Raw genomic sequence first — 21,332 nt, 5'->3', positions numbered from 1 at the left:
AATGATATAACAGTTTACAAGACCTTTACTTTTTCGAACCCGATAAAAGTCAAATTAAAGTCTGGTTTCTAAATCAATTCAAGGAACGAATACCCTAAAAGTCCTATTTCTTATCATGGGACTTTTAGGATAATTCGACCACAAAACTACAGCAATCTATTGGGGTATCAAAGGATAATTTTCCCTAATGCATGGATAATAAACCTATAGTAACGCTAAAGTTGAGTCACTACCTCGTCTACATTTTTGGTATTAGGGAAAAAAGAGAGTAATCGAAGAAGAATTGCCTCCACAACTGCATCGGGACATGACGCACCGCAGGTTAGCATTATTGTGGTAATATCTTTATGGGGCAGAAAACTCTCTGTCACTTTTTCATTTTTAGTATGTAAATCAAAATGACTAATTAGATTTTCTGATAAAATTTTATCTGCTGAAGAAATAAAATAAGTCGGTAGTTTTTGTTCACAAAGCTCTACTAAATGTGAAGTATTTGAAGAGTTGTAACCACCTGCAACAATTACCAAATCGGCTTCTTTTTCTAATAACCCATACGTAGCACTTTGATTATCGTTGGTAGCATAACAAAGAGTATCACGAGTATCTGCAAAATAAGAAGTAATATCAAGCCCATCAACGTGATATTTTTCACGCATGACATTCTTAAGATAGTCAGCAATTGCTTGTGTATCAGAAGCCAACATCGTTGTTTGATTTACGACACCTATACGACGTAAATCTTTCTCAATATCAAAATTTTCAGAGTATTGCCCCTTAAATTCTGTATAAAAATCTGCTTGAGGTTTTTCTCCTGTGATATATTTTGCCAGCTCAACCGTTTGCTTCATGTCCTTCACCACGATTGTTGGAGCGTTTTGTTTGGCATGCGAAAAAGTCGCACGAGTTTCTTCATGCGAAGGTTTGCCATGTACGACAATGGTATAATCCTTTTGTCCAATAGCAGATGCACGATTCCACACCTTTTCGACAAATGGGCAAGTTGTATCATACTGATAGGCATTAATACCGATATCTGAGAGTTTTTGTTGTATCTCCAAAGTTGTCCCAAAAGCAGGCACAATGACAACATCATCGCTGGTAAGAGATTCCCATTCGATCAGTTGATCACCCGAAGTATTCATGATAAACTGTACTCCACGACTCAGCAAATCTGCATTTACATCGGGATTATGAATCATCTCAGAAAGCAAGAAAATTCGTTTGTTGGGATTCTCATCGATGGTTTTATACGCTATCTCTACCGCATTTTCAACACCATAGCAAAATCCAAAATGTCTTGAAATCAAGAAACGTACAGTACCAAAATCAAGCAATGTTGGCGTAAAGTCCTTCTTTAGCTTGTCCTTTTGGCGACGTTTTTCCTTGATTCCTCCAATGATACTACTCTTATAGAGTTCTGGTATTTGAAAAGACTTCATTTTCTTCATTTTTTTGCGTGCTTCTAGCCCAATAGACTCAGCCTCTGAACCTGACGCACGTTGTGCTTCCTTAACGGGAGATTTAGTAAATAACTCCATTTTATTAAACTAGTTTTTGACCTAACAGTTTTGAAAATCGTCGTTTAATCACAAAAAACTTGTAAAATCTTTCAAACACCCTTACAAGGTGATTGTCTTTGGTACTGTTAGACGTTATTGCTATAATTCATCGACCTGTCATCTTAATAAGATTTTCAGGAAAAGTACGCCAAAGATAATAGTTGTCTCACGGATATTTTCACAAAGGTTAATTTCTTGTTTTTTCAAAACTCACAAAGCAATTTTCATTTAAGCGGGCCACTTTTAAAAATATGCTTTATTGTACCCCGATTGGTAAACAAGTAGCCCAATATGAAAACACTTTTTTTATTGTGATTAGTTCGAAAAATCCAACTCTCGAGATTTAATACAAAGTCCTTATTAAAGCCAAACGAGTATTCTTGAATCACCCTAAGCTTAAAGCTTTGTATCTATTAATTTTGTATTGAGTATTTCTTTAGACCTTTCAAAAAAATGATTTTTCTCATTAATATTCTCTTATTATTTAGCGTATATTTGATTCAACCAAACGTATTAGTTGACAAAACCTCTTCTTTCAAAAACCTCTAAAACAAGCTTTTAAGCGTATTTAAAAAGTTTTTCCGTTTTTATCTGTAACTTTCAGCCCCATTCGTGCGTCAATAAGATAGGCAAGTCGGTTATTGAACGACTGTTTGGCAAAGTCATACAAACAACCGTTTAATAACTTTAACAATAAAGTATTGGATATGCTATTGATAAAGTAATTAGAGTATTCTATTTTTGTTGTTGCTTAGATAAAAAAAATACAACAATGCTATTAGCAAAATATTTGCCAATTAGTGTTTCAAGTTATTTCTAACAGTTAAAGTACTCTTACAAGTACACTTAACGATACAAGTTCATGAAAATTAGAACAAGGCGTTTCTTCCGAAACCCAATGGTGCTATTAGGAATCCTGCTTTGCTTCGTTGCTAGTTTAATATCATTCAGTCACGGGGTTGCAGATTTTAATCAGAACAAACAAGGGTTTTTCAAAGGAAATATTAGTTTCGAAGAGAATCGAGAGCATTCTTTCAAAACGTCCAAAGTAGTTGTCAAAAAATTAATAGAAAGAGGTGGAAATAGTATCACGATTATGGCCACCGACGACAGTACTTCTGAATCTGTTTATGTAAGACTTTACAATGTGGATAAACCATCTACTTTTTTTATCCCTGGAAATGGTACACAAAAAAATGTAGGAAACATTGTAAAAGATTTTAGTCAGTATCGTGACATCAACAATTTTTATCAAGCGTCTCTTCCCAATTCGGAAGGTTTGCTAAATGGAGTAGGACGTGTTAACATCATCAAATTGACAGATGATGAAATTGAGGGCGAAATCATTATTATGGCAAACAATGCCGAAGGAGAACAAGCTCAATTGTCGTGGTCAAAATTTAAAGCAAGTATTCAATAGACATAAAAAATACAATTTTTTGTGTAAAAATATATTTAGTGGTTAGGTGATACAAAAACGCTTGTTGCAGTTGCGACAAGCGTTTTTTGTTATTGGAAATATTCTTGGTTTAATCCAAAATCACTTTTGTTGACTTTATTAATGAAAACTTATCGTGATAATTTTTGTATTTCGCTAAGATTCAGTAATTTTGCACCCTGATTTTAAGATGGTTAGTCATGTCAAATTCATTAATAATTGATAATTAGAAATTTGCGCCAAGAACTAACCAACTAAAGAAGAACTAAAAAAAACTAAATAATCAACATTTAAAATGGCAAGGGATTTAAAATACACAAGAAACATTGGTATCGCGGCCCACATTGACGCTGGTAAGACTACTACTACTGAGCGTATCTTGTATTATGCTGGTGTAAGCCACAAAATCGGTGAGGTACACGACGGTGCTGCGACTATGGACTGGATGGAGCAAGAGCAAGAGCGTGGTATTACTATTACTTCAGCGGCTACTACTGTAAACTGGAACTATAGAGATGAGAAATACCATATCAACATTATCGATACTCCAGGTCACGTTGACTTTACTGTAGAGGTAAACCGTTCTTTGCGTGTATTGGATGGTCTTGTATTCTTGTTCAGTGCTGTTGATGGTGTTGAGCCTCAATCTGAAACTAACTGGCGTTTGGCTAACAACTATAACGTACCTCGTTTAGGTTTTGTTAACAAAATGGACCGTTCAGGTGCTGACTTCTTGAATGTATGTCGTCAAGTGAAGGAAATGTTGGGTAGCTACGCTGTACCTCTTCAATTGCCTATCGGTGCTGAAGATAAATTTGAAGGTGTAGTTGACTTGGTAAACTTCCGTGGTATCAAATGGAATGAGCACGATAAAGGTATGACTTTCGAAGTAGTACCTATTCCTGAAGATATGTTGGAAGAAGCTACTGAATACCGTGAGAAATTATTGGAAGCTGTAGCTGAATTTGACGAGTCATTGATGGAGAAATATTTCGAAGATCCAGAATCTATCTCTGAAGATGAAATTTTGGCTGCTCTTCGTGAAGCTACTATCTCAATGAAAATCGTTCCTATGTTGTGTGGTTCATCTTTCAAAAACAAAGGTGTTCAAACAATGTTGGATTATGTAATGGCGATTCTTCCTTCTCCATTAGATAAAGAATCTATCAAAGGTACTGACCCTCGTACTGATGCTGAGATCATCCGTAAACCATCTACTTCTGAGCCATTCTCTGCTTTAGCATTTAAAATCGCAACTGACCCTTATGTAGGTCGTTTGTGTTTTGTTCGTGCTTACTCAGGTGTGTTAGAGGCTGGTTCTTATATCTTGAACAACCGTTCTGGAAACAAAGAGCGTATCTCTCGTATCTTCCAAATGCACGCTAACAAGCAAAACTCAATCGAGCGCTTAGAGGCTGGTGATATTGCTGCGGTAGTAGGTTTCAAAGACATCAAAACTGGTGATACCCTTTCTGATGAGAAAAACCCTATCGTTCTTGAATCAATGGTATTCCCTGATCCAGTTATCGGTTATGCTATCGAGCCTAAGAAATCAGCTGACCAAGACAACTTCTCGAAAGCTATTGGTAAATTGATCGAAGAAGACCCTACTTTGCAAGTTGAATCTAACGAAGAAACTGGTCAAACTATCATCAAAGGTATGGGTGAACTTCACCTTGAAATCATCATCGACCGTATGCGTCGTGAATTCAAAGTGGAAGTAAACCAAGGTGCTCCTCAGGTAGCTTACAAAGAATCGTTGACTAAAACTACTGAACACCGTGAAGTTTACAAGAAACAATCGGGTGGTAAAGGTAAGTTTGCCGACATCGTATTCGAAATGGGACCAAGAGAAGATGGTAAAGAAGGTTTGGAATTCGTTAACGGTATCGTTGGTGGTGTGATTCCAAAAGAATTTATCCCTGCTATCCAAAAAGGTTTCGAAGGTGCTATGAAAAATGGTGCTTTAGCTGGATACCCAATGGACTCAATGCGTGTTCGTTTGTTCCACGGTTCATTCCACGATGTCGATTCAGATGCATTGTCATTCGAATTGGCAGCTCGTATGGGTTACAAAGAAGCAGCAAAAGCAGCAGGTGCTAAATTGATGGAGCCTATCATGGCTGTTGAAGTAGTAACTCCTGACGAATATACTGGTCCTATCACAGGTGACATGAACCGTCGTCGTGGTATGATGAAAGGTATGGACTCAAAACAAGGTGCTGTAATCTTGAAAGCAGATATTCCATTGTCTGAATTGTTCGGTTATGTAACTGACCTTCGTACAATGTCTTCTGGTCGTGCTACAGCTAACTTGACTTTCTCTCACTATGAATTCGTTCCGCAAAACATTGCTGACGAAGTAGTGAAAAAAGCTAAAGGTTTGTAATAACACACTAGCTTGCTAGTTGTATATAAGCTACCGCCTCCTCGACTTGTCGTGGGGGCGGTTTTATTTATCCCCTACTCCAATGACGCTCCCCATTCTTTATCAAGACGAATATCTTGTAGCCATCAACAAACCTCATAATTTGTTGGTACACCGCTCGCCTATTGCTGCTGAAGAAACTGTATTTGCTTTACAGCTACTTCGAGACCAACTGGGTGTTTGGGTAAGTCCATGTCACCGAATTGACCGTAAAACTGGTGGAGTACTATTATTTGCCTTGAATAAAGAGGTAGATAAACTTGTCAAACAGCAGTTTGAACAACATACTACTCGCAAAAAATATTGGGCTTTAGTAAGAGGATATTTACCAGAAGAAGGCTTTACTGACAGACCTTTGGCTAAAGACAATGGAGATATGCAAGATGCGCTTACTCGATTTAAATGTTTGCAGCAAATTGAGTTACCGATAGAAGTGAGTCGCTATCCAACGTCTCGATATTCGTTGGCAGAAATATATCCTGAAACAGGTCGAATGCACCAAATAAGAAGGCATTTTGCACAATTACGCCATTATCTTATTGGTGACAAAACTCATGGAGAATGTAAACATAATAAGATGTTTGAGCAGCATTTTGGACTGAATACTATGCTTCTTCATGCAGCTTCGTTGGAGATAGTTCATCCTATTACAAATGAACCATTGTTGATTGAAGCACCCTTACAAAATGAGTTCTTGGAAATTCTACAAAAGATTGGAATTTCTACAGATGGTTTACTTATTGAACATCAATAGTTATATCATTAAGCTACAAATCATTTTGCTTTATAAAAATATCTAGAATAGCATTTGCTCAATAACTTGTAAATCAGTAATTTTGCAGTCCCAAATCCGAAGCAAATGGTACTTTCGGCTTTGGTTTTACCAAACGTACCAATTCAGATGAATCAAAAAATCAGAATCAAATTGAAGTCTTTTGACCACACTTTAGTGGACAAATCGGCTGAGAAAATCGTGAAGGCTGTTAAGGCTACAGGTGCTGTTGTTTCAGGTCCTATTCCTTTGCCTACAAAAGTGGAAAAATTCACAGTTTTGCGTTCACCACACGTTAACAAAAAAGCTCGTGAGCAATTCCAATTGTGTACTTACAAGCGTCTAATCGACATCTACTCATCATCTCCAAAAACAGTTGATGCTTTGATGAAATTAGAATTGCCTTCAGGTGTTGACGTTGAAATCAAAGTGTAGTTTGCCTTGATTCCAAATCATAAAAAATCCCATCCAGACCAAGTCTAGATGGGATTTTTGTTTTATGACATTTAGTATTTTTTAGTTTTTTAGTGCATTTAATTCACCTTGCAAAAATGTCATCAATGAAGCAATATGCTCTTTTGAAAAATCAAATGGAATATTTGCCGCATTGTAGACCGATGCCATTGGTTTAGTATATCCCAGCTTCAACGCATTCAAGTAGCCTTCTAAACCTTTTTGTGGATTTTCTTTGTAGTTTTTCCACACGCCGATAGCACCCAGCTGCGCAATACCATATTCGATATAATAGAAAGGCAATTCGAATATATGTAATTGACGATGCCACATACTCGATTTGAAGGTTTCCAAACCAGACCAGTCTGTAATCGAATCTGCAAACTGTTCATAAATACGAAGCCATGCTTGTGTACGCTCTTCTGTGGTATGAGTTGGATTTTCATAAATCCAATGTTGGAATTTATCCACAGTAGCTACCCACGGCAAAGTACTCAAAATATCCTCTAAATGTTGAATCTTTGCACGACGCAATTCTTCCTCATTATCAAAATACACATGCCAGTAATCCATCGTAATCAACTCCATCGACATCGAGGCTAACTCTGCTACCTCTGACGGAAAATTACGGAAGGTATTTAGGGCTAAATCTTTAGTTACAATCGAATGAACGGCATGTCCACCCTCATGTAACAAGGTAATCACATCGCGCATCAACGATGAAGCGTTCATGAAAATAAATGGGAAACCCGTTTCTTCTAAAGGATAATTGTATCCTCCTGGTGCTTTACCAACTCTTGATTCCAAATCTAAGCGACCCATTTGTTTCATCAAGGTCAAACATTCACCTAAGAATGGATCGAGAAGATTAAAGCAATCGATAGTTTTATTAAGCAAATCTTCACCTCCATTGAACGGATGCAAAGCTGGACGTCCTTTTACGTCGACACCTTTGTCCCAAGGACGTAATGAATCTAATCCTAGCGTTGCTTTGCGTTCCTCTGCCAATTGATTCAAGATTGGCACAACTGTTTCTGCTACAGCTTCATGAAAATCGAAGCATTCTTTTGGAGTGTAGTCAAAGCGCTTTAATGAAGCAAAAGAATAATCGCGGAAGTTTTCAAAACCCGCATTCAGTGCAATCTGATGACGAACGGTTTTAAGTTTATTGAAAACTTCATCCAATTTGTCACGATCTTGAATACGACGTTCTTGGATTTTGCGATAAGCCATTTCACGAATAGCTCTGTCAGCATTTTCCAAAAATACACCCGCTTGTTGCAAAGTTTTAGTCTGACCATCTATCTCAACAGTCATTACACCCACTGTGCCTTGGTATTCGCTAGAGAGGTTTTGGACTTCTGTAAAAAGGCTAATATTCTCAGTTCTGAATATTTCAGTAGCTTTTTTGATTCCTCTAAAAGTAATATTAAATGCTTCAGCGTCGTCTCCTTCAGATGTCAAAATATCTAAAAAAGGACTTTCTAGCGTCTTTTTATTAAGCGTATCATCATAATTTGCCAGCTCGGGTTGGATTTCGGTCACGAACTGATCAAAATGTGCTTTTACTTCTTTATCAGTAGTATCGCAAGTCATTTTGATATAGCGCCAAGCAAAGTTTTCTGAAAGATAACTTTCTAGCTCAGAGCGATCTTTCAAGAATTTTCTAAATTCTTCAAGTGTATCAATGGGACGTTCTACCAAATTATCATAAAATGGCTTTACGCTTTCTACGTTAGTTAATTCAAAAGTATCTCCAAGAAAAGTACGTACAGGAGGAGTAGTCGATATAGTCGCAGTCATAATAATAGATTAAGATTGTTATGCTAAGTTAGCGTTTAACGATAGGTCGTTTCAAGACATAATATACCTTTATTCGGGTTGCCTACTGTAGTTGCTATCCTCTAAACTAATAAACTTTCTACAACAAAGCAATCAGATTCATCAACCAATCTGCCTTAAAGAAGAATCCTAACAAAGGCAAACATAGAGCGCTTGCTAATATATATTGAGTTGTAGAAAGAGATGTATCAAACTCGGTTTCAGCGTTTTTGAAAAATAAATAAAAGGGTATTTTAAGATAAAAAAACAAAGAAATTGCAGTGTTAAATAATCCAAAAATAAATAAAAGCAAAAGAATATGCTTTTGCGTATCTGCTGTTTGATAAGCTTCCCAAAGTGCTGAAAAGATATTAAATTTAGCGAAGAAACCTGCCGTTGGAGGAAGTCCAGCAAGAGATACCAACGTAATTAATAATAATACACCAAGTGCAGGATTTTTTCGACCTAAACCCTTAATTTGCACTATCTCAAAATCGTTCTTTGTTCCTAGATAAATCGCTAATAAATCAACCAAGTAAAATGCTGCGAAGTTGGCAAAGAGATACGTTACCAAATAAAACACTAAACTTTTAACACTGAGCTCAGATAACGCCATCAAGCCTATCAACAAAAAACCTGAATGGGCAATGGTAGAATAGGCCAATAATCGCTTGGCTTTGTTTTGCCATAGCGCCGAAAAATTACCAAACGTAATCGTAGCCAAAGCTATCACACCTGTAACGAGTCGTAGGTCGTTGGGAACTGCCATATAAAATCGTAACGCCACCAACATCGTAGCCACTTTGGGAGCGACCGAAAAAAAGGCAACTATCGGCATTGGAGCAGCCTGATAGGTATCTGGCGTCCAAATATGAAAAGGAGTAGCTGAAAGCTTAAACAAAAATCCTGAGATAGTCATCACAACTGCCACGGTGGTAGCCAATTCGTCTACTTGTGTGAGACCTCTACTAAAATCAGGTGAAGTAATAGACAACGTTCCCGTCATGCCATACAATAATGACATTCCGTACAACATAATCGCTGAAGAGGTAGCGCCAAAAATAAGATATTTGATACCGCCTTCTGCACCAACTTTATCTTTATTGATGGTTGTCAAGATATAAGAAAGTAGGGATACCATTTCTATCGCTAGATAAATCATCAGCAAATTGACAGACATGGTCATCAATTGTAAAGCGATAATCATAGCTATAGCAATAGCATAAAACTCGTTGGGAAATTGATACTTATTGATATGTATGTGCAAAAGCATCAAGATTCCTGAAATACTTATCAATGCTTTAAAGAAAATAGCTTTGGCATCAATAAAAAGCATTTTATCAAATAAAAAAGTATCATTAATAGTCGCAAATTGGTCTATTACTTGATACAAATTAATTAATAAAACGATTATGCCTGCTACGGTAAAATTTGAAGTTGAGACTGTAGAAGCAACAAGTTTTGAGGACTGTTTGGTTACAACTAAATCAGCAATAATAAATACAACAAAAACACCTGCCAAAAACGCTTCGGGTGTAATAACACCAAAGCTGTTCAGGATTTGTAAAAGCTGCTGTTTTAAGTCCAAAATGTTTGTCATCTTAATTCTACACAGAAAATCAAATTTCCGCCTTTGTTTGTTTTTGTTTATATTTACTCATCAGAGCTAATTGATAACCATGAAGAGAAACGCATTTTATTGGATAATACAGATTATGAGTTGGTCTTTTATCACACTTACCTCGCTGAAGTATAGTGGACTAGCCGACGAAACTCCCATGTATAGACTAATCTATGTTTGTACCTATATGATATTAGGAATGGGTATTAGTCATCTTTACAACTACATTCATGAAAGTTATGACCCCGAAAATTTTACCTCACGTCAGTTTATCGTCTTTCCCCTTCTTGGAAGTTTGACGATTGGAACTTGTTTTGCCCTAACCGATTTTATCTTTTTTAATCGCAGTAGATACTTACATGGAGAAATCGATGCTATGGATTGTATCTTCTTTGTTTTTGATAATATCTGGCTTGTGATTCCGTGGTTTCTATTTTATCATCTTTATCGATTTGTGCAAGTTCACGAAAGTCGCAGACAAAGAATTTTGGCTGCCGAGAAAATGCTCAAAGTCGTTGAACTTGAAAACCTCAAAAAACAACTTAATCCTCACTTTTTGTTCAACGCACTCAATAGCATTAAAGCGCTTACTATCAGCGATAGCCGTCAGGCTCGTGATGCTATTATGCAACTTTCTGATTTACTTCGTCTGTCGCTCAACCTTGGAGACCAACAAAAAGCGATGCTTAGTGAAGAGATTAAATTAGCCCAAGATTATTTAGCACTCGAAAAAGTTCGTTTTGATAACCGTCTTCGCTATGAATTTCATGTTCAAGAAAATATTGATGACATTCTAATCATTTCGATGTCTTTGAATACACTTATCGAAAATGCGGTTAAGCATGGTATAGCCAAAACCAAAAACGGAGGTCTTATTCAAATAGATATTAACACCCTTGGTCACGATGTAATCATCAAAGTTCGTAATACGGGGCAATATAATCCACAACCTAAAACAAGTGCTAATGGTATTGGTTTGGATAACCTACGAAAACGTCTTGAATTGCATTATGGCAGTAAAGCTTCTTTTTCAATCACCAACGAAGATGATAATGTCTTAGCCACGATCATAATGCCATTCTAGGTTTTTGTATAAGATGATTAAATACTATACAAAAAGCTTTATCAACTCATTTACAGCTTGGTTTGACACATCAAAAACCAAGTTAGGGAATATCCCCAAAATTAAAGCTAAAATCGCCAAAGGGAAAAGCATAAGCTTTTCTCTTGTATTCAAATCTGACAATACAGACTCTTCATATCTTGACCAAAATTTTCCAAAAAACATTCTCTGTAATGTCCAAAGGAAATATCCAGCTCCCAAAACTAATCCTAATACACCAAGTCCAGTAACCCATTTTGGGAAATATAAACTATTAAAGCCTCCTATCAAGGTAAAAAACTCACCAATAAAACCAGAGAATGCTGGTAAGCCCAACGAAGCAAAAAACGCTACAGCTGTAAGAGCTGTGTAAACTGGCATTTTAGAGGCCAATCCTTGATAGCTATTGATACGACGATCGTGTGTGCGACTGTACAAAACCCCTACTAGCACAAACAACATAGCCGAAAGAATGCCATGCGAAAACATCTGGAATACAGCACCATTAATTCCTTCGCTTGTCAGTGAGGCTATTCCTAATAATACAAAGCCCATGTGCGAAACCGACGAGTATGCAATGAGTTTTTTGAGGTCATTCATCGCCAAAGCATTATAAGCTCCATACAAAATAGACACAACTCCTACAATCGCTATGACAAAAGCTAGTTCACTGCCAGCCTCAGGAAAAATAGGATAGGCAATTCGTAAAAGCCCATATCCACCGATTTTCAACAGAATACCTGCTAGCACTACCGACACAGGCGTTGGCGCTTCTACGTGGGCATCAGGCAACCATGTATGTACGGGTACGGCAGGTAATTTTATCCCAAAACCAATTAAAAGAAATATAAAAGCCCAGTTGCGCAAGCCCATTCCTGCAATGCTAATATTTGAGAAAACATGCAACCATGATTCTGGCAAGAAATTATTCGGGTCAGGCAAAAACCTTAAGTCAAAAGTATGTACCAATTGTTCGGATGGAAGACGTCCCTCTGCTAACAAACGCTGAATCTCAGAAATCAAATTTGGTGTCACTTGCTCCAACTCACTAATCAAACCCGTTTGTAAGGCCGTCTCAACTGGATCGATTGCTGATAAATACAAACCAATCATGACTACCAAAATAAATAATGAGCCTACCAAGGTGTAAATAAAGAATTTGATAGAAGCATATTCTTTGCGAGGTCCACCCCAAATACCTATCAAGAAATACATTGGTAACAACATAAACTCAAAAAATAGGTAGAATAGGAACATATCCAAGGCGACAAAACAGCCTATTACCGAGCCAGTCAAAAGCAAATAGAGGGCGTAATACGCTTTTTCTTTTTGTCCAATCTCAAAAGACGAAATTGAGCCGATAAACATTACCAATCCCGTCAGCAAAATCATGGGCATACTAATACCATCAACCCCAATCAAGTAATCAATCGAGGCCACACCCAAACTTCCCAACGGCAGGGTAATCCAGTCTTTTTGTACTAAAAATTGAAACCCTTCTGTATGTTGGTCAAATTGTAGATAAACCCATATACTCAAAAGAAATTCCACGGCAGTTACGCCAACGGTAATCCATTTGAAATATCCTTTGAGATTTTCAGGTAATAACAGAATTACTACTGAAAAAGCAATGGGTAAAAATATAAGTAATGAAAGTACTGACATCGTAACTGTTTTTTCCTCGCCTCAACGATTCGTTGCTATCGACGAATTGAATTAATATATAAAGAAAAATATTAAGCCTAATAATCCCATTAATGCTGCAAATACATAGAGTTGCACTTTACCATTTTGTACTGCTCGTGTCATTTTACCAATGATTCCAATCCAACGAACTACAAATCCAACACCACCATCAACAATTTTGGTATCGACCCAAGACACAGCACGAGCGATTGTTTTTTGAGCAAAAGCCAGCTGGTTTACCCATCCATCAACCCAGTTGGTATCGGCATATTGAAAAAACCTTGCCAATAACATCGTAGTTTTTACAAAAAGCCAGTGATACAAATTATCAAAAGTTGGTACCTGAATATCAAAAGTTCTATTTCGAGTCAAGTATCCTAAAACAATTCCCAAACCAGCACTTGCTACAGAGGCATAGCCAATCCACGAAGAAGTTGGTAAATGAAAGCCATTATCTATAAAGTGCCAAAACCAAGCATGGTCAGCATGAAATGGATTCATCGCAAACACAATTCCCAATGATAATATGGCTAGTAAAATCAAAGGCCACGTTATTTTGAAAGACCCCTCATGAATATGCTCAAAAGGCACATTTTCTGCACGAAATTCGCCCATAAATACTTGCCATACTTGTCTGAACATATAAAAGGCCGTCATCACGATTCCTACAAAAGTAAAAATACCAATGATTTTGAAGTAACTGTTCATTTCTGCCAAATGAAATAAATTGGCGAGAATAGCATCTTTAGACAAAAAACCTGAAAACAATGGCAAACCAGCCAACGAAGCGGCAAAGATGATAAAAGTGATAAACGTTACAGGAAGTTTTTTTCTCAAACCTCCCATTAATCGCATATCCTGAGCATCAAAATCATGATGGTGCGAAGCATGATGAAGAGCGTGAATTACCGACCCAGCAGCTAAGAACAAACCAGCTTTGAAAAACGCATGGGTTAGTAAATGAAATAAAGACGTAGCAGTACCCAAACCAATCAACATCAATCCCAACTGAGAGATAGTCGAATACGCCAAGGTCTTTTTTATATCAGTTTGAAAAATCGCATATATCGACCCTAGCAACATAGTTGTACAACCAATTCCTGCTATTACCATAAACGCTACATCAGTAAAAACAGGTTGTACGCGTGCCAATAGGAAAATCCCAGCAGCCACCATCGTCGCTGCGTGAATCAATGCTGATACTGGCGTAGGTCCTTCCATCGCATCAGGAAGCCAAGTATGCAACGGAAACTGCGCTGATTTACCCACACAACCACAAAACAAAAGCAAGCCTGTTATCTTAGCTACTTCAGGAGTCAAGTTAGCAGGAGTTTGTCCTAATACCGCAAAACTCAAACTTCCCCAATAGTGATATACCATAAAAATACCGAGCAAGAAGCCCAAATCTCCCACACGATTCACTAAAAAGGCTTTTTTGGCAGCTTGTGTTGCAGATGTTTTTTGATACCAAAACCCAATCAAAAGATATGAGCTCAATCCAACCAATTCCCAAAAAGCATATATCCCCAACAAATTGTCGGTCAGGATAATACCCAGCATTGAGAAAACAAATAATTGGAGAAAAGCAAAATAACGATGTTTGGCAGGGTCATTCTCCATGTATTCCATAGAGAAAATTTGCACTAAGAAGGCAATGAAATTGACCAACAAAAGCATCATCAATGCTTTTGAGTCGAATAGGAATCCAAACACAAAATCTATTTGTCCTATCTTAAACCATTCGACACGTAGGTTGGTTGGCAAAGCCACACTCCTACTAAGCCCTATAGTAAGCAAAAGGTTTAATACTGACAGCCCCGAGGTAATCCACCCAACAATATCTTTGCGACTCTTGCCAAGTCCCAACGAGATAGCAAATCCTGCTAGTGGAGTCAGTAGTATAAACCAAAAGAGAGTTGCAGGAGTCATTCTGTAATAATTTCTATCATAAGCTGTTCAAAACCAAGATATTCAAGGTTTTATACTCATTTTCTTGGAAAATTTCTATTTTTACGCAAATATACGTGTCTATTTTCAATTAAGCCTAATTGTTTTGACATAAAATCTACTAAGTTTGTGGACTTAAAAAAATTATGTACTTAGCTTTCAGCTTGTAGTCCCTGAGCAACGATTCTAAGGGAGGTATTTGATTATACAACCTTTTACAATATAAGGTGGTTCAAACAAAACTGTCAAAGAGGTCGTTCATCACTCAAGCTCAACCACGAAATTCATGGAAAACGCAAAATCTGTTAACTCTTCAAGAACAACAATTACCGAATTAATGATTCCTTCGTACGCGAACTTTGGGGGGAAAATCCACGGAGGAATTTTATTGTCATTGATGGACAAAGTGGCTTATGCCTGTGCAGCCAAGCACGCAGGGACCTATGTTGTCACGGTTTCGGTCGACAACGTGGAATTCAAAAAACCAGTTGAAGTGGGTGAGTTGGTTTCATTACATGCCTCTATTAACTACGTAGGACGTTCGTCGTTGATTATTGGTATTAGAGTCATTGCCGAAAATATCAAATCACAAGAAGTAAAACATACTAATACTTCCTATTTTACGATGGTTGCCAAAGATGAAGATGGCAAACCTACGGAGGTTCCAGGCTTGATTCTTGAATCTGATGATGACATCCGACGATTTTTGGAAGCAATCAGAAGAAAGGAAATTAAAAATGCCTATAAAGGCTTATTAGATGATGCTAAAACAAGTATCGATATTGACCAAAATCTATACCTTTTACAAAACGAAAGGTGTATTGTGAAAAGAGACCGCGATATGGAAAGTCTCTGGTAAAAACTTGAATAGCTTTTCACTTTTGTGAAAAGCTATTCTTTTGTGATGTGTCATAAAATATGTTATCTTGCGAACTGTATTTGCGCTGCTCAATACCTTATTCAATAGACTATCATTCTTTAATAATGGCACAATCTTTCTCAATGATTAAACTACTTCGCATAGTCTTAGTACTTCTTGCGTTACTCGCTATCGGTTTCGTCGGAATGCGTTTCTATACCAAATCTTTCAGTCCATCCGACACTGCAGACTTTTCACATAATGGTTTAGAAATCAATGTCGACTACTGCCAACCAGCCAAAAAAGGACGCCTTATTTTTGGTCCTCAAAATTCCAAAGCGCTTGTTCCTTACGGCAAATGGTGGCGCACTGGTGCCAACGAAGCTACAGTTATTACTTTCAACAAAGATGTCCTTATCTCGGGCAAGCCTCTCAAAGCTGGAAGTTATACCTTGTTTACGATTCCAGAAAAAGACGTTTGGACAATTATTATTAATGAAGAAGTAGGACAATGGGGATTATCTTATGACCCTACAAGAGACATTCTTCATGCACCTGCTGCAGCCATTAATAAATCGGACTCTGTTGAAAAATTCTATATCGATTTTAACGAACAAGGTAATGGTGCAGATATGTTGCTTCGCTGGGACAAAGTCGAAGTGGTGGTACCAATCAGAATTCAGTAATAATTTACCCTAAAGCAACGATAACACCTTACAGTCTGTCCTAGAAGTTAGTCGTTTACTTTTATTTAAAGCCACTAACATTTCTTCTGATTTTAATTTCATCTACCAACAATGTTTACTAGGGAAAGAAACTAACATAGGAATACTTTCGTTAATGCTTTACAAACTAAGAATATCTTAAACCCCAATCATGAAGAAGTTACTATCAAGTATTTTGTTGTTATTAACCCTTTCAACAATCAGCTTCGCTCAGAAAGTTAATCCTGCCAAATGGACTTGGTCTTTGTCAAAGCCCAACCCAGAAGTAGGCGAAACTGTCGACGTTATTTTCACTGTTTCTATCCAAAAAGACTGGTATCTCTATTCTTCCGACTTTGATCCAGACTTAGGACCTACCGTAACAACGATCAAGTTTACGCCAAACGATTCTTATGAAACAGTAGGTAGTCTAAAAGCGATTAATCCTTCTAGAAAATTCGATAAGGAAATCTGGAATGGTGAATACAGTTATTTTAAAGGTAAAGCAGAGTTTCGCCAAACGGTAAAAATTCTAAAAGATAAAATCAATATCGATGGTGCCTATGACAGTCAGTCTTGTTCAGATGTAACAGGTATGTGTGTACCTATCAAAGGAGCATTTTTGATTGAAGCACAAAGCGCTGCAGCTAAAAAAACTGACGATAAAAAACCTAATCTTGATTCGCTAAAAGCGGTAGAAGAAGCAGCCAAGTTAAAGGCTGACTCAGCAGCCGTTGTGCCTACAGATTCTGTAGTGTCAGATTCTAGCGCTGTTTCAGGCGATGCCCTTACGGCAAGTGACGAAGAAAAACCAGAAGAAACATCACTTTGGGGCTTTTTCTTATTGGCTCTAGGAGGTGGATTTGTTGCTCTTTTGACACCTTGTGTGTATCCTTTGATTCCAATGACCGTTTCTTATTTCACAAAGCAAAAAGGTGGACTTCAGAAAGCGCTTTTATATGGCTTTTTTATCATTGCCATCTATGTACTATTCGGAACAATCATCGCTTATGCTTTTGGACAAGCAGCACCTAACTTCATTAGTACGCACTGGATTCCAAATATGCTATTTTTTGTCGTATTTGTAGTTTTTGGGGTATCATTCTTAGGTTGGTTCGAAATCGTTCTTCCTTCTTCATTTGTCAATAAAATCGATGCACAATCAGACCGTGGTGGTATTGGAGGAATCTTCTTCATGGCTTTCACTTTGGTATTAGTATCGTTTTCTTGTACAGGTCCTGTTGCTGGTACGATTTTGAGTCTCGGTTCACAAGGTCAAATTCTTCGCCCTATTATTGGTATGTTTGGTTTCGGATTAGCTTTTGCTATACCGTTTACCTTATTTGCCATTTTTCCAAACTGGTTACAAAACCTTCCTAAATCGGGTGGTTGGATGAACTCAGTAAAAGTGATTTTAGGCTTCCTTGAATTAGCATTGGCCTTGAAATTTTTAAGTACTGCTGACCAAACTTATCACTGGCATATCCTCGACCGCGAGGTGTACCTTGCAGCTTGGATTGTGATTTTCTCATTAATAGGACTTTATTTATTAGGTAAAATCCAAATGCCACACGATAGTAAATTAGACAAAGTCTCAGTACCTCGTACTTTGTTAGCTATTGCCGTATTGACATTTGTAGTATATATGATTCCGGGTATGTTTGGAGCACCACTCAAGGCTCTTTCAGGCTGGTTGCCTCCAATGGAAACGCAGGATTTTGTTATTGGTGGAGAAAGTAGTTCAGTAGCGACATCATCTAATACTGATCCGAATTTTCCGAAGAAAGTAAAATATGATGAATTTCTAAAATTGCCTTTAGGGCTTCACGGTTTCTTTGACTATAAAGAAGCAGCAGCTTATGCCAAACAAGTCAATAAACCATTATTTATCGATTTTACAGGTCACGGCTGTGTAAACTGTCGTAAAATGGAAGCAGCAGTATGGTCTAATCCAGAAGTGAAAAAACGCATTGAAAACGACTATGTATTAGTGGCCTTATATGTGGATGATAAAACAGAACTTCCAAAATCAGAATGGTATAAATCCAAAGATGACGGTTTGGAAAAAACTACAATTGGTGACCAGAATCTTGATTTTGAAATCACTCGATTCAACGGAAATGCTCAACCATACTATTGTCTAGTCGACCCTAATAATGACTCAAAAACACTGGTAAAACCAAGAGCCTATAATGAGAATATTGAAGAGTTTATCAAGTTCTTAGAAGATGGCAAAGCAAAGTTTAACAAGAAATAATAACAAAAAAGGGATGCTATTGTTAGCATCCCTTTTTTGCTTACCTCAACTAAGTTTCTTAAATAACCATATCAATAAGTTCAGAATAATTGTCAAAAGAATAGAGGTTGTTATAGGGGCAAATAACTTAAAATTTTCTTTTTCTATTCGAATATCTCCAGGCAAATTCCCCAACCAATTCCAACGATCTATTTTATCTGCTAAAAAGTAAATTGCAGCCCCGCCTATCACCAGTACAACACCTACCAGCATAATGAGTTTTCCTAAGTTTGCATTCATATATTTGATAAATTGAATATCTTTTTCAAATAGAATATTCCTACATTTGAGCGTATTTACTTCCTGCTAAAATAAAACCTTTATTTAACGATCATTATGCAAGCTAACGAAATTCAATCAGCACTCGAAAAAAGTGTTGAGTATTATAAAAAATCCCTTTTAGAATATTCTCCTGAGCAATTTGTGACAAAGCCAAACGATGAAGAATGGTCTATTGGGCAAATGTACGAACATGTGTGCATGTCAGCACTCTATTTTTTTTACAAAAGGGTTACATATTGTCTCGAGCAACGCAAAGGGCAAATCGGCGGAGATAAAAATATTTATGGCGAAAAACAATTTAAGTATAATAGTTTTCCTCCAGCCAAACTAAAAATCCCAGATGCTCTCAAAGGTCCAGAACCTGTTGCTCAAGAACAACATAAATATCTTGACCTTCTTGATCAAATCATAGCTGAAGGAAAGATACTTGCCGAACGAATTCCTTTAGATACTGGAGAATATAAATGTCTTCAGCCAGCATTTGGTTGGTTAGATGCCCACGAATGGTTTTGGCTCAACGAGCAGCATTTTAGACATCATTTATTGCAAAAAGCTCGGATAGATACTTTTCTTGATATTGCTAAAAACTAATTTCTCCTTTACCGCTTTGTTTTGGTAGGGTATTTGGAGGATAAATTTCCATACCGTATCATTGTGATTTGATATATGAACCTATCATATCATAAGCAAATATTTTCTTACCGTTAAAAATGGATTCTATTGCACTATATGAACAAAAACTCCATCAAACAATTAATACTATTTTAGGAATTGATGGGGTTTTAGAAAAAACGCATTATTCGAACACCCAAATTGAAATACTTCATGCCTGGTTAGTTGGATTTTTCATCAATGATTATGAAAAGTATTTATCCAAAAATGCGTTGCCTTTTGACCGGCGAAATCTTCAAATCACAACACAGCTTGTTTCAGAAGGAATGAGTAATATCTCTGTTGAGGTATTAAATCAATATAAAACATTCTATACAAAGTATCTCGAATTGTACCAATTTGTTCCAGTAAGTTATTGTATTACACAAAAAATAAATACACAATCAAGACTTGGCTTGAATATCGAGATTCTTTTTGATCGGTTTGAAGTTGGACATTTCTTTATTTTAAGTAAAATGCTTTCTTCTATAAAAAAAGCTTTTTATGAGATAACAATTATCCAAAACGCTTGGTCTGTCCCAATCTTTAAAGAAAACATCGATAATTACTATTTTGAGCAAAATGGCCCAGAATATGACCTTGAAGAAGCAATTGAGCAGATGGCAAAGACAGCACTTACTCAGATAGGGCTATAATAGGCATAAATCACAAAATCCGCTAGTTTTTAGAATAAAACTAGCGGATTTTGTGATTTATTGAGACGCTCTCAGCATCATTTTAAGTCGATTGACACCTTGAGATTCTTGTCGCTTTAATCGTTCTAATTCATCTTCAAAAATACTAGATTTTGCTTCGATGAAAATCATATTAGGATACGAACAATATAGTTCAAATGATAAACGAACCCTCTCCATTTGATAATCTGACGTAATTACAGCCACAACTTCAGGTGAATATCTTGAAAGTACTCTTCTTGTTAATTGAATGTCTTCCAAAAGATTTTCTCCTAACACAAACTCTACAAAGCTCTCATGAGCTATTCCATGCTCTAAAAGAAAATTTTGCATAAGTTGTGCATGAGCATAGTCACTTGTATTAAAAGCCTCCCCAAATCCACCAGTACATAAAATATGAAAGGAGGGATTATTTTTCAAAAATTGAAGTGCTGTCAAAAGTCTATCTAACGCAATATGAGATAATTCACCATCAGATGTATTCGAAGCTGCACAGATAATCAATAATTTATTCATAACAAATAAGCATTTAAGCATAAAAGTAACCTAAAATTATTGAATAACAGATAAACTATCTTTAAAACGTAAATAGTGAACCTATTCTAATGATAGTCTCCCAACCCAAAAACATGAGTCATCCCGAATTTAGCGAGTGAGTGATTCTGTAAAAATATGTATTCCATCAGTAGAGACACAATGATTGCGTCTTAAGGCAAGTCATATCTAGCGTTGTAACATCAAAAAACTTGGAGAATAATCCCAATCCTAAAAATTCGGGATGACTTATGTTTCATCTTCATTTATACTATTTGGGAGCTTTTTACTATATCTCAAGATTGAGATGCATATTCAGTAGCACGCAGCCTGCAGTATCATCAACAGTATTGAGTCTTGTAAAACGAAAAAAGCCACTCTTTTGGAGTGGCTTCTATTCTAATTTGTAATATTTTGGAGCTTTTTTACTTTCCCGCATTTGATTGCAGTATCATCAACGGTACTGGGCTTAACTGCTCTGTTC

General features: G+C 36.9%; 18 protein-coding genes. 10 read left to right on the top strand and 8 right to left on the bottom strand.

Annotated features, from left to right (window positions below; genetic code table 11):
* Window positions 1-215: 215 nt before the first annotated feature.
* The gene (locus GVN22_RS02935) at window positions 216-1,538 is read right to left on the bottom strand and encodes a 4-hydroxy-3-methylbut-2-enyl diphosphate reductase (RefSeq protein WP_240915553.1); all 1,323 of its coding nucleotides are present in this window, start codon (window positions 1,536-1,538) and stop codon (window positions 216-218) included.
* A 589-nt stretch (window positions 1,539-2,127) separates the two neighbouring features.
* The gene (locus GVN22_RS28070) at window positions 2,128-2,253 is read right to left on the bottom strand and encodes a hypothetical protein (RefSeq protein WP_255494240.1); all 126 of its coding nucleotides are present in this window, start codon (window positions 2,251-2,253) and stop codon (window positions 2,128-2,130) included.
* A gap of 168 nt (window positions 2,254-2,421) precedes the next feature.
* On the opposite strand from GVN22_RS28070, the gene GVN22_RS02930 reads away from it, so the two are divergent.
* The 4 genes from GVN22_RS02930 (at window position 2,422) to rpsJ (ending at window position 6,632) form a co-directional block, all read left to right on the top strand.
* A complete protein-coding gene (locus tag GVN22_RS02930) occupies window positions 2,422-2,979 on the top strand; it encodes a hypothetical protein (RefSeq protein ID WP_166549586.1) in 558 nt (185 codons plus the stop codon).
* A 313-nt stretch (window positions 2,980-3,292) separates the two neighbouring features.
* Window positions 3,293-5,386 carry an elongation factor G gene (fusA, locus tag GVN22_RS02925; RefSeq protein ID WP_166549585.1) on the top strand — a complete coding sequence of 698 codons (2,094 nt, stop codon included), beginning with the start codon at window positions 3,293-3,295 and terminating at the stop codon, window positions 5,384-5,386.
* An 82-nt stretch (window positions 5,387-5,468) separates the two neighbouring features.
* Complete coding sequence (locus tag GVN22_RS02920) at window positions 5,469-6,179, top strand: pseudouridine synthase (RefSeq protein WP_166549584.1); 711 nt, start codon at window positions 5,469-5,471, stop codon at window positions 6,177-6,179.
* Window positions 6,180-6,326: 147 nt separating this feature from the next.
* Window positions 6,327-6,632 carry a 30S ribosomal protein S10 gene (gene rpsJ / locus GVN22_RS02915; RefSeq protein WP_095167108.1) on the top strand — a complete coding sequence of 102 codons (306 nt, stop codon included), beginning with the start codon at window positions 6,327-6,329 and terminating at the stop codon, window positions 6,630-6,632.
* Between the two features lie 81 nt (window positions 6,633-6,713).
* Here the strand turns inward: rpsJ and GVN22_RS02910 are convergent, their stop codons facing one another.
* Together GVN22_RS02910 and GVN22_RS02905 are read right to left on the bottom strand one after the other, a co-directional pair.
* Window positions 6,714-8,453, bottom strand: a complete 1,740-nt coding sequence (locus GVN22_RS02910) for a M3 family oligoendopeptidase (protein WP_166549583.1) — start codon at window positions 8,451-8,453, stop codon at window positions 6,714-6,716.
* A gap of 118 nt (window positions 8,454-8,571) precedes the next feature.
* Complete coding sequence (locus GVN22_RS02905; protein WP_205690771.1) at window positions 8,572-10,071, bottom strand: NADH-quinone oxidoreductase subunit N; 1,500 nt, start codon at window positions 10,069-10,071, stop codon at window positions 8,572-8,574.
* Between the two features lie 79 nt (window positions 10,072-10,150).
* On the opposite strand from GVN22_RS02905, the gene GVN22_RS02900 reads away from it, so the two are divergent.
* Window positions 10,151-11,176 (top strand): sensor histidine kinase, encoded by a 1,026-nt coding sequence (locus GVN22_RS02900; RefSeq protein WP_166549582.1) that lies wholly within the window; start codon window positions 10,151-10,153, stop codon window positions 11,174-11,176.
* A 24-nt stretch (window positions 11,177-11,200) separates the two neighbouring features.
* Here the strand turns inward: GVN22_RS02900 and GVN22_RS02895 are convergent, their stop codons facing one another.
* Complete coding sequence (locus GVN22_RS02895) at window positions 11,201-12,859, bottom strand: NuoM family protein (RefSeq protein WP_166549581.1); 1,659 nt, start codon at window positions 12,857-12,859, stop codon at window positions 11,201-11,203.
* A gap of 51 nt (window positions 12,860-12,910) precedes the next feature.
* A complete protein-coding gene (locus GVN22_RS02890; RefSeq protein WP_166549580.1) occupies window positions 12,911-14,809 on the bottom strand; it encodes an NADH-quinone oxidoreductase subunit L in 1,899 nt (632 codons plus the stop codon).
* Window positions 14,810-15,113: 304 nt separating this feature from the next.
* Between GVN22_RS02890 and GVN22_RS02885 the strand changes: the two genes are divergently transcribed.
* The 3 genes from GVN22_RS02885 to GVN22_RS02875 all read left to right on the top strand — a co-directional run bounded on the left by GVN22_RS02885 (window position 15,114) and on the right by GVN22_RS02875 (window position 18,647).
* Window positions 15,114-15,686 (top strand): acyl-CoA thioesterase, encoded by a 573-nt coding sequence (locus GVN22_RS02885; protein ID WP_166549579.1) that lies wholly within the window; start codon window positions 15,114-15,116, stop codon window positions 15,684-15,686.
* 143 nt (window positions 15,687-15,829) lie between these two features.
* Complete coding sequence (locus GVN22_RS02880; protein ID WP_166549578.1) at window positions 15,830-16,372, top strand: DUF2911 domain-containing protein; 543 nt, start codon at window positions 15,830-15,832, stop codon at window positions 16,370-16,372.
* Between the two features lie 190 nt (window positions 16,373-16,562).
* Window positions 16,563-18,647 carry a cytochrome c biogenesis protein CcdA gene (locus GVN22_RS02875; protein ID WP_166549577.1) on the top strand — a complete coding sequence of 695 codons (2,085 nt, stop codon included), beginning with the start codon at window positions 16,563-16,565 and terminating at the stop codon, window positions 18,645-18,647.
* 45 nt (window positions 18,648-18,692) lie between these two features.
* On the opposite strand, the gene GVN22_RS02870 is transcribed toward GVN22_RS02875, so the two are convergent.
* Entirely contained in the window at window positions 18,693-18,926 is a 234-nt protein-coding gene (locus GVN22_RS02870) for a DUF2905 domain-containing protein (protein ID WP_166549576.1), read from the bottom strand.
* 96 nt (window positions 18,927-19,022) lie between these two features.
* Between GVN22_RS02870 and GVN22_RS02865 the strand changes: the two genes are divergently transcribed.
* Complete coding sequence (locus GVN22_RS02865; protein WP_166549575.1) at window positions 19,023-19,559, top strand: DinB family protein; 537 nt, start codon at window positions 19,023-19,025, stop codon at window positions 19,557-19,559.
* A 119-nt stretch (window positions 19,560-19,678) separates the two neighbouring features.
* The gene (locus GVN22_RS02860) at window positions 19,679-20,275 is read left to right on the top strand and encodes a hypothetical protein (protein ID WP_166549574.1); all 597 of its coding nucleotides are present in this window, start codon (window positions 19,679-19,681) and stop codon (window positions 20,273-20,275) included.
* A gap of 57 nt (window positions 20,276-20,332) precedes the next feature.
* Here GVN22_RS02860 and GVN22_RS02855 read toward each other — a convergent pair whose 3' ends face one another.
* Window positions 20,333-20,830, bottom strand: coding sequence for a YdcF family protein (locus GVN22_RS02855; protein ID WP_166549573.1), 498 nt, complete (start codon window positions 20,828-20,830; stop codon window positions 20,333-20,335).
* Window positions 20,831-21,332 lie beyond the last annotated feature (502 nt).

Origin of the sequence: Cellulophaga sp. BC115SP (genome assembly GCF_009905545.1) — a bacterium.
Classification (GTDB): domain Bacteria; phylum Bacteroidota; class Bacteroidia; order Cytophagales; family Spirosomataceae; genus Flectobacillus; species Flectobacillus rivi.
Note: the sequence above shows the minus strand (reverse complement) of the source record. Positions and strands in the feature narration are given on the sequence as shown.

Excerpts from the sequence above, each read along its gene's own strand:
- GVN22_RS02935 (WP_240915553.1), bottom strand. The coding sequence starts at position 1,538 with ATGGAGTTATTTACTAAATCTCCCGTTAAGGAAGCACAACGTGCGTCA.
- GVN22_RS02930 (WP_166549586.1), top strand. The coding sequence starts at position 2,422 with ATGAAAATTAGAACAAGGCGTTTCTTCCGAAACCCAATGGTGCTATTA.
- fusA (WP_166549585.1), top strand. The coding sequence starts at position 3,293 with ATGGCAAGGGATTTAAAATACACAAGAAACATTGGTATCGCGGCCCAC.
- GVN22_RS02920 (WP_166549584.1), top strand. The coding sequence starts at position 5,469 with ATGACGCTCCCCATTCTTTATCAAGACGAATATCTTGTAGCCATCAAC.
- rpsJ (WP_095167108.1), top strand. The coding sequence starts at position 6,327 with ATGAATCAAAAAATCAGAATCAAATTGAAGTCTTTTGACCACACTTTA.
- GVN22_RS02910 (WP_166549583.1), bottom strand. The coding sequence starts at position 8,453 with ATGACTGCGACTATATCGACTACTCCTCCTGTACGTACTTTTCTTGGA.
- GVN22_RS02905 (WP_205690771.1), bottom strand. The coding sequence starts at position 10,071 with ATGACAAACATTTTGGACTTAAAACAGCAGCTTTTACAAATCCTGAAC.
- GVN22_RS02900 (WP_166549582.1), top strand. The coding sequence starts at position 10,151 with ATGAAGAGAAACGCATTTTATTGGATAATACAGATTATGAGTTGGTCT.
- GVN22_RS02895 (WP_166549581.1), bottom strand. The coding sequence starts at position 12,859 with ATGTCAGTACTTTCATTACTTATATTTTTACCCATTGCTTTTTCAGTA.
- GVN22_RS02890 (WP_166549580.1), bottom strand. The coding sequence starts at position 14,809 with ATGACTCCTGCAACTCTCTTTTGGTTTATACTACTGACTCCACTAGCA.
- GVN22_RS02885 (WP_166549579.1), top strand. The coding sequence starts at position 15,114 with ATGGAAAACGCAAAATCTGTTAACTCTTCAAGAACAACAATTACCGAA.
- GVN22_RS02880 (WP_166549578.1), top strand. The coding sequence starts at position 15,830 with ATGATTAAACTACTTCGCATAGTCTTAGTACTTCTTGCGTTACTCGCT.
- GVN22_RS02875 (WP_166549577.1), top strand. The coding sequence starts at position 16,563 with ATGAAGAAGTTACTATCAAGTATTTTGTTGTTATTAACCCTTTCAACA.
- GVN22_RS02870 (WP_166549576.1), bottom strand. The coding sequence starts at position 18,926 with ATGAATGCAAACTTAGGAAAACTCATTATGCTGGTAGGTGTTGTACTG.
- GVN22_RS02865 (WP_166549575.1), top strand. The coding sequence starts at position 19,023 with ATGCAAGCTAACGAAATTCAATCAGCACTCGAAAAAAGTGTTGAGTAT.
- GVN22_RS02860 (WP_166549574.1), top strand. The coding sequence starts at position 19,679 with ATGGATTCTATTGCACTATATGAACAAAAACTCCATCAAACAATTAAT.
- GVN22_RS02855 (WP_166549573.1), bottom strand. The coding sequence starts at position 20,830 with ATGAATAAATTATTGATTATCTGTGCAGCTTCGAATACATCTGATGGT.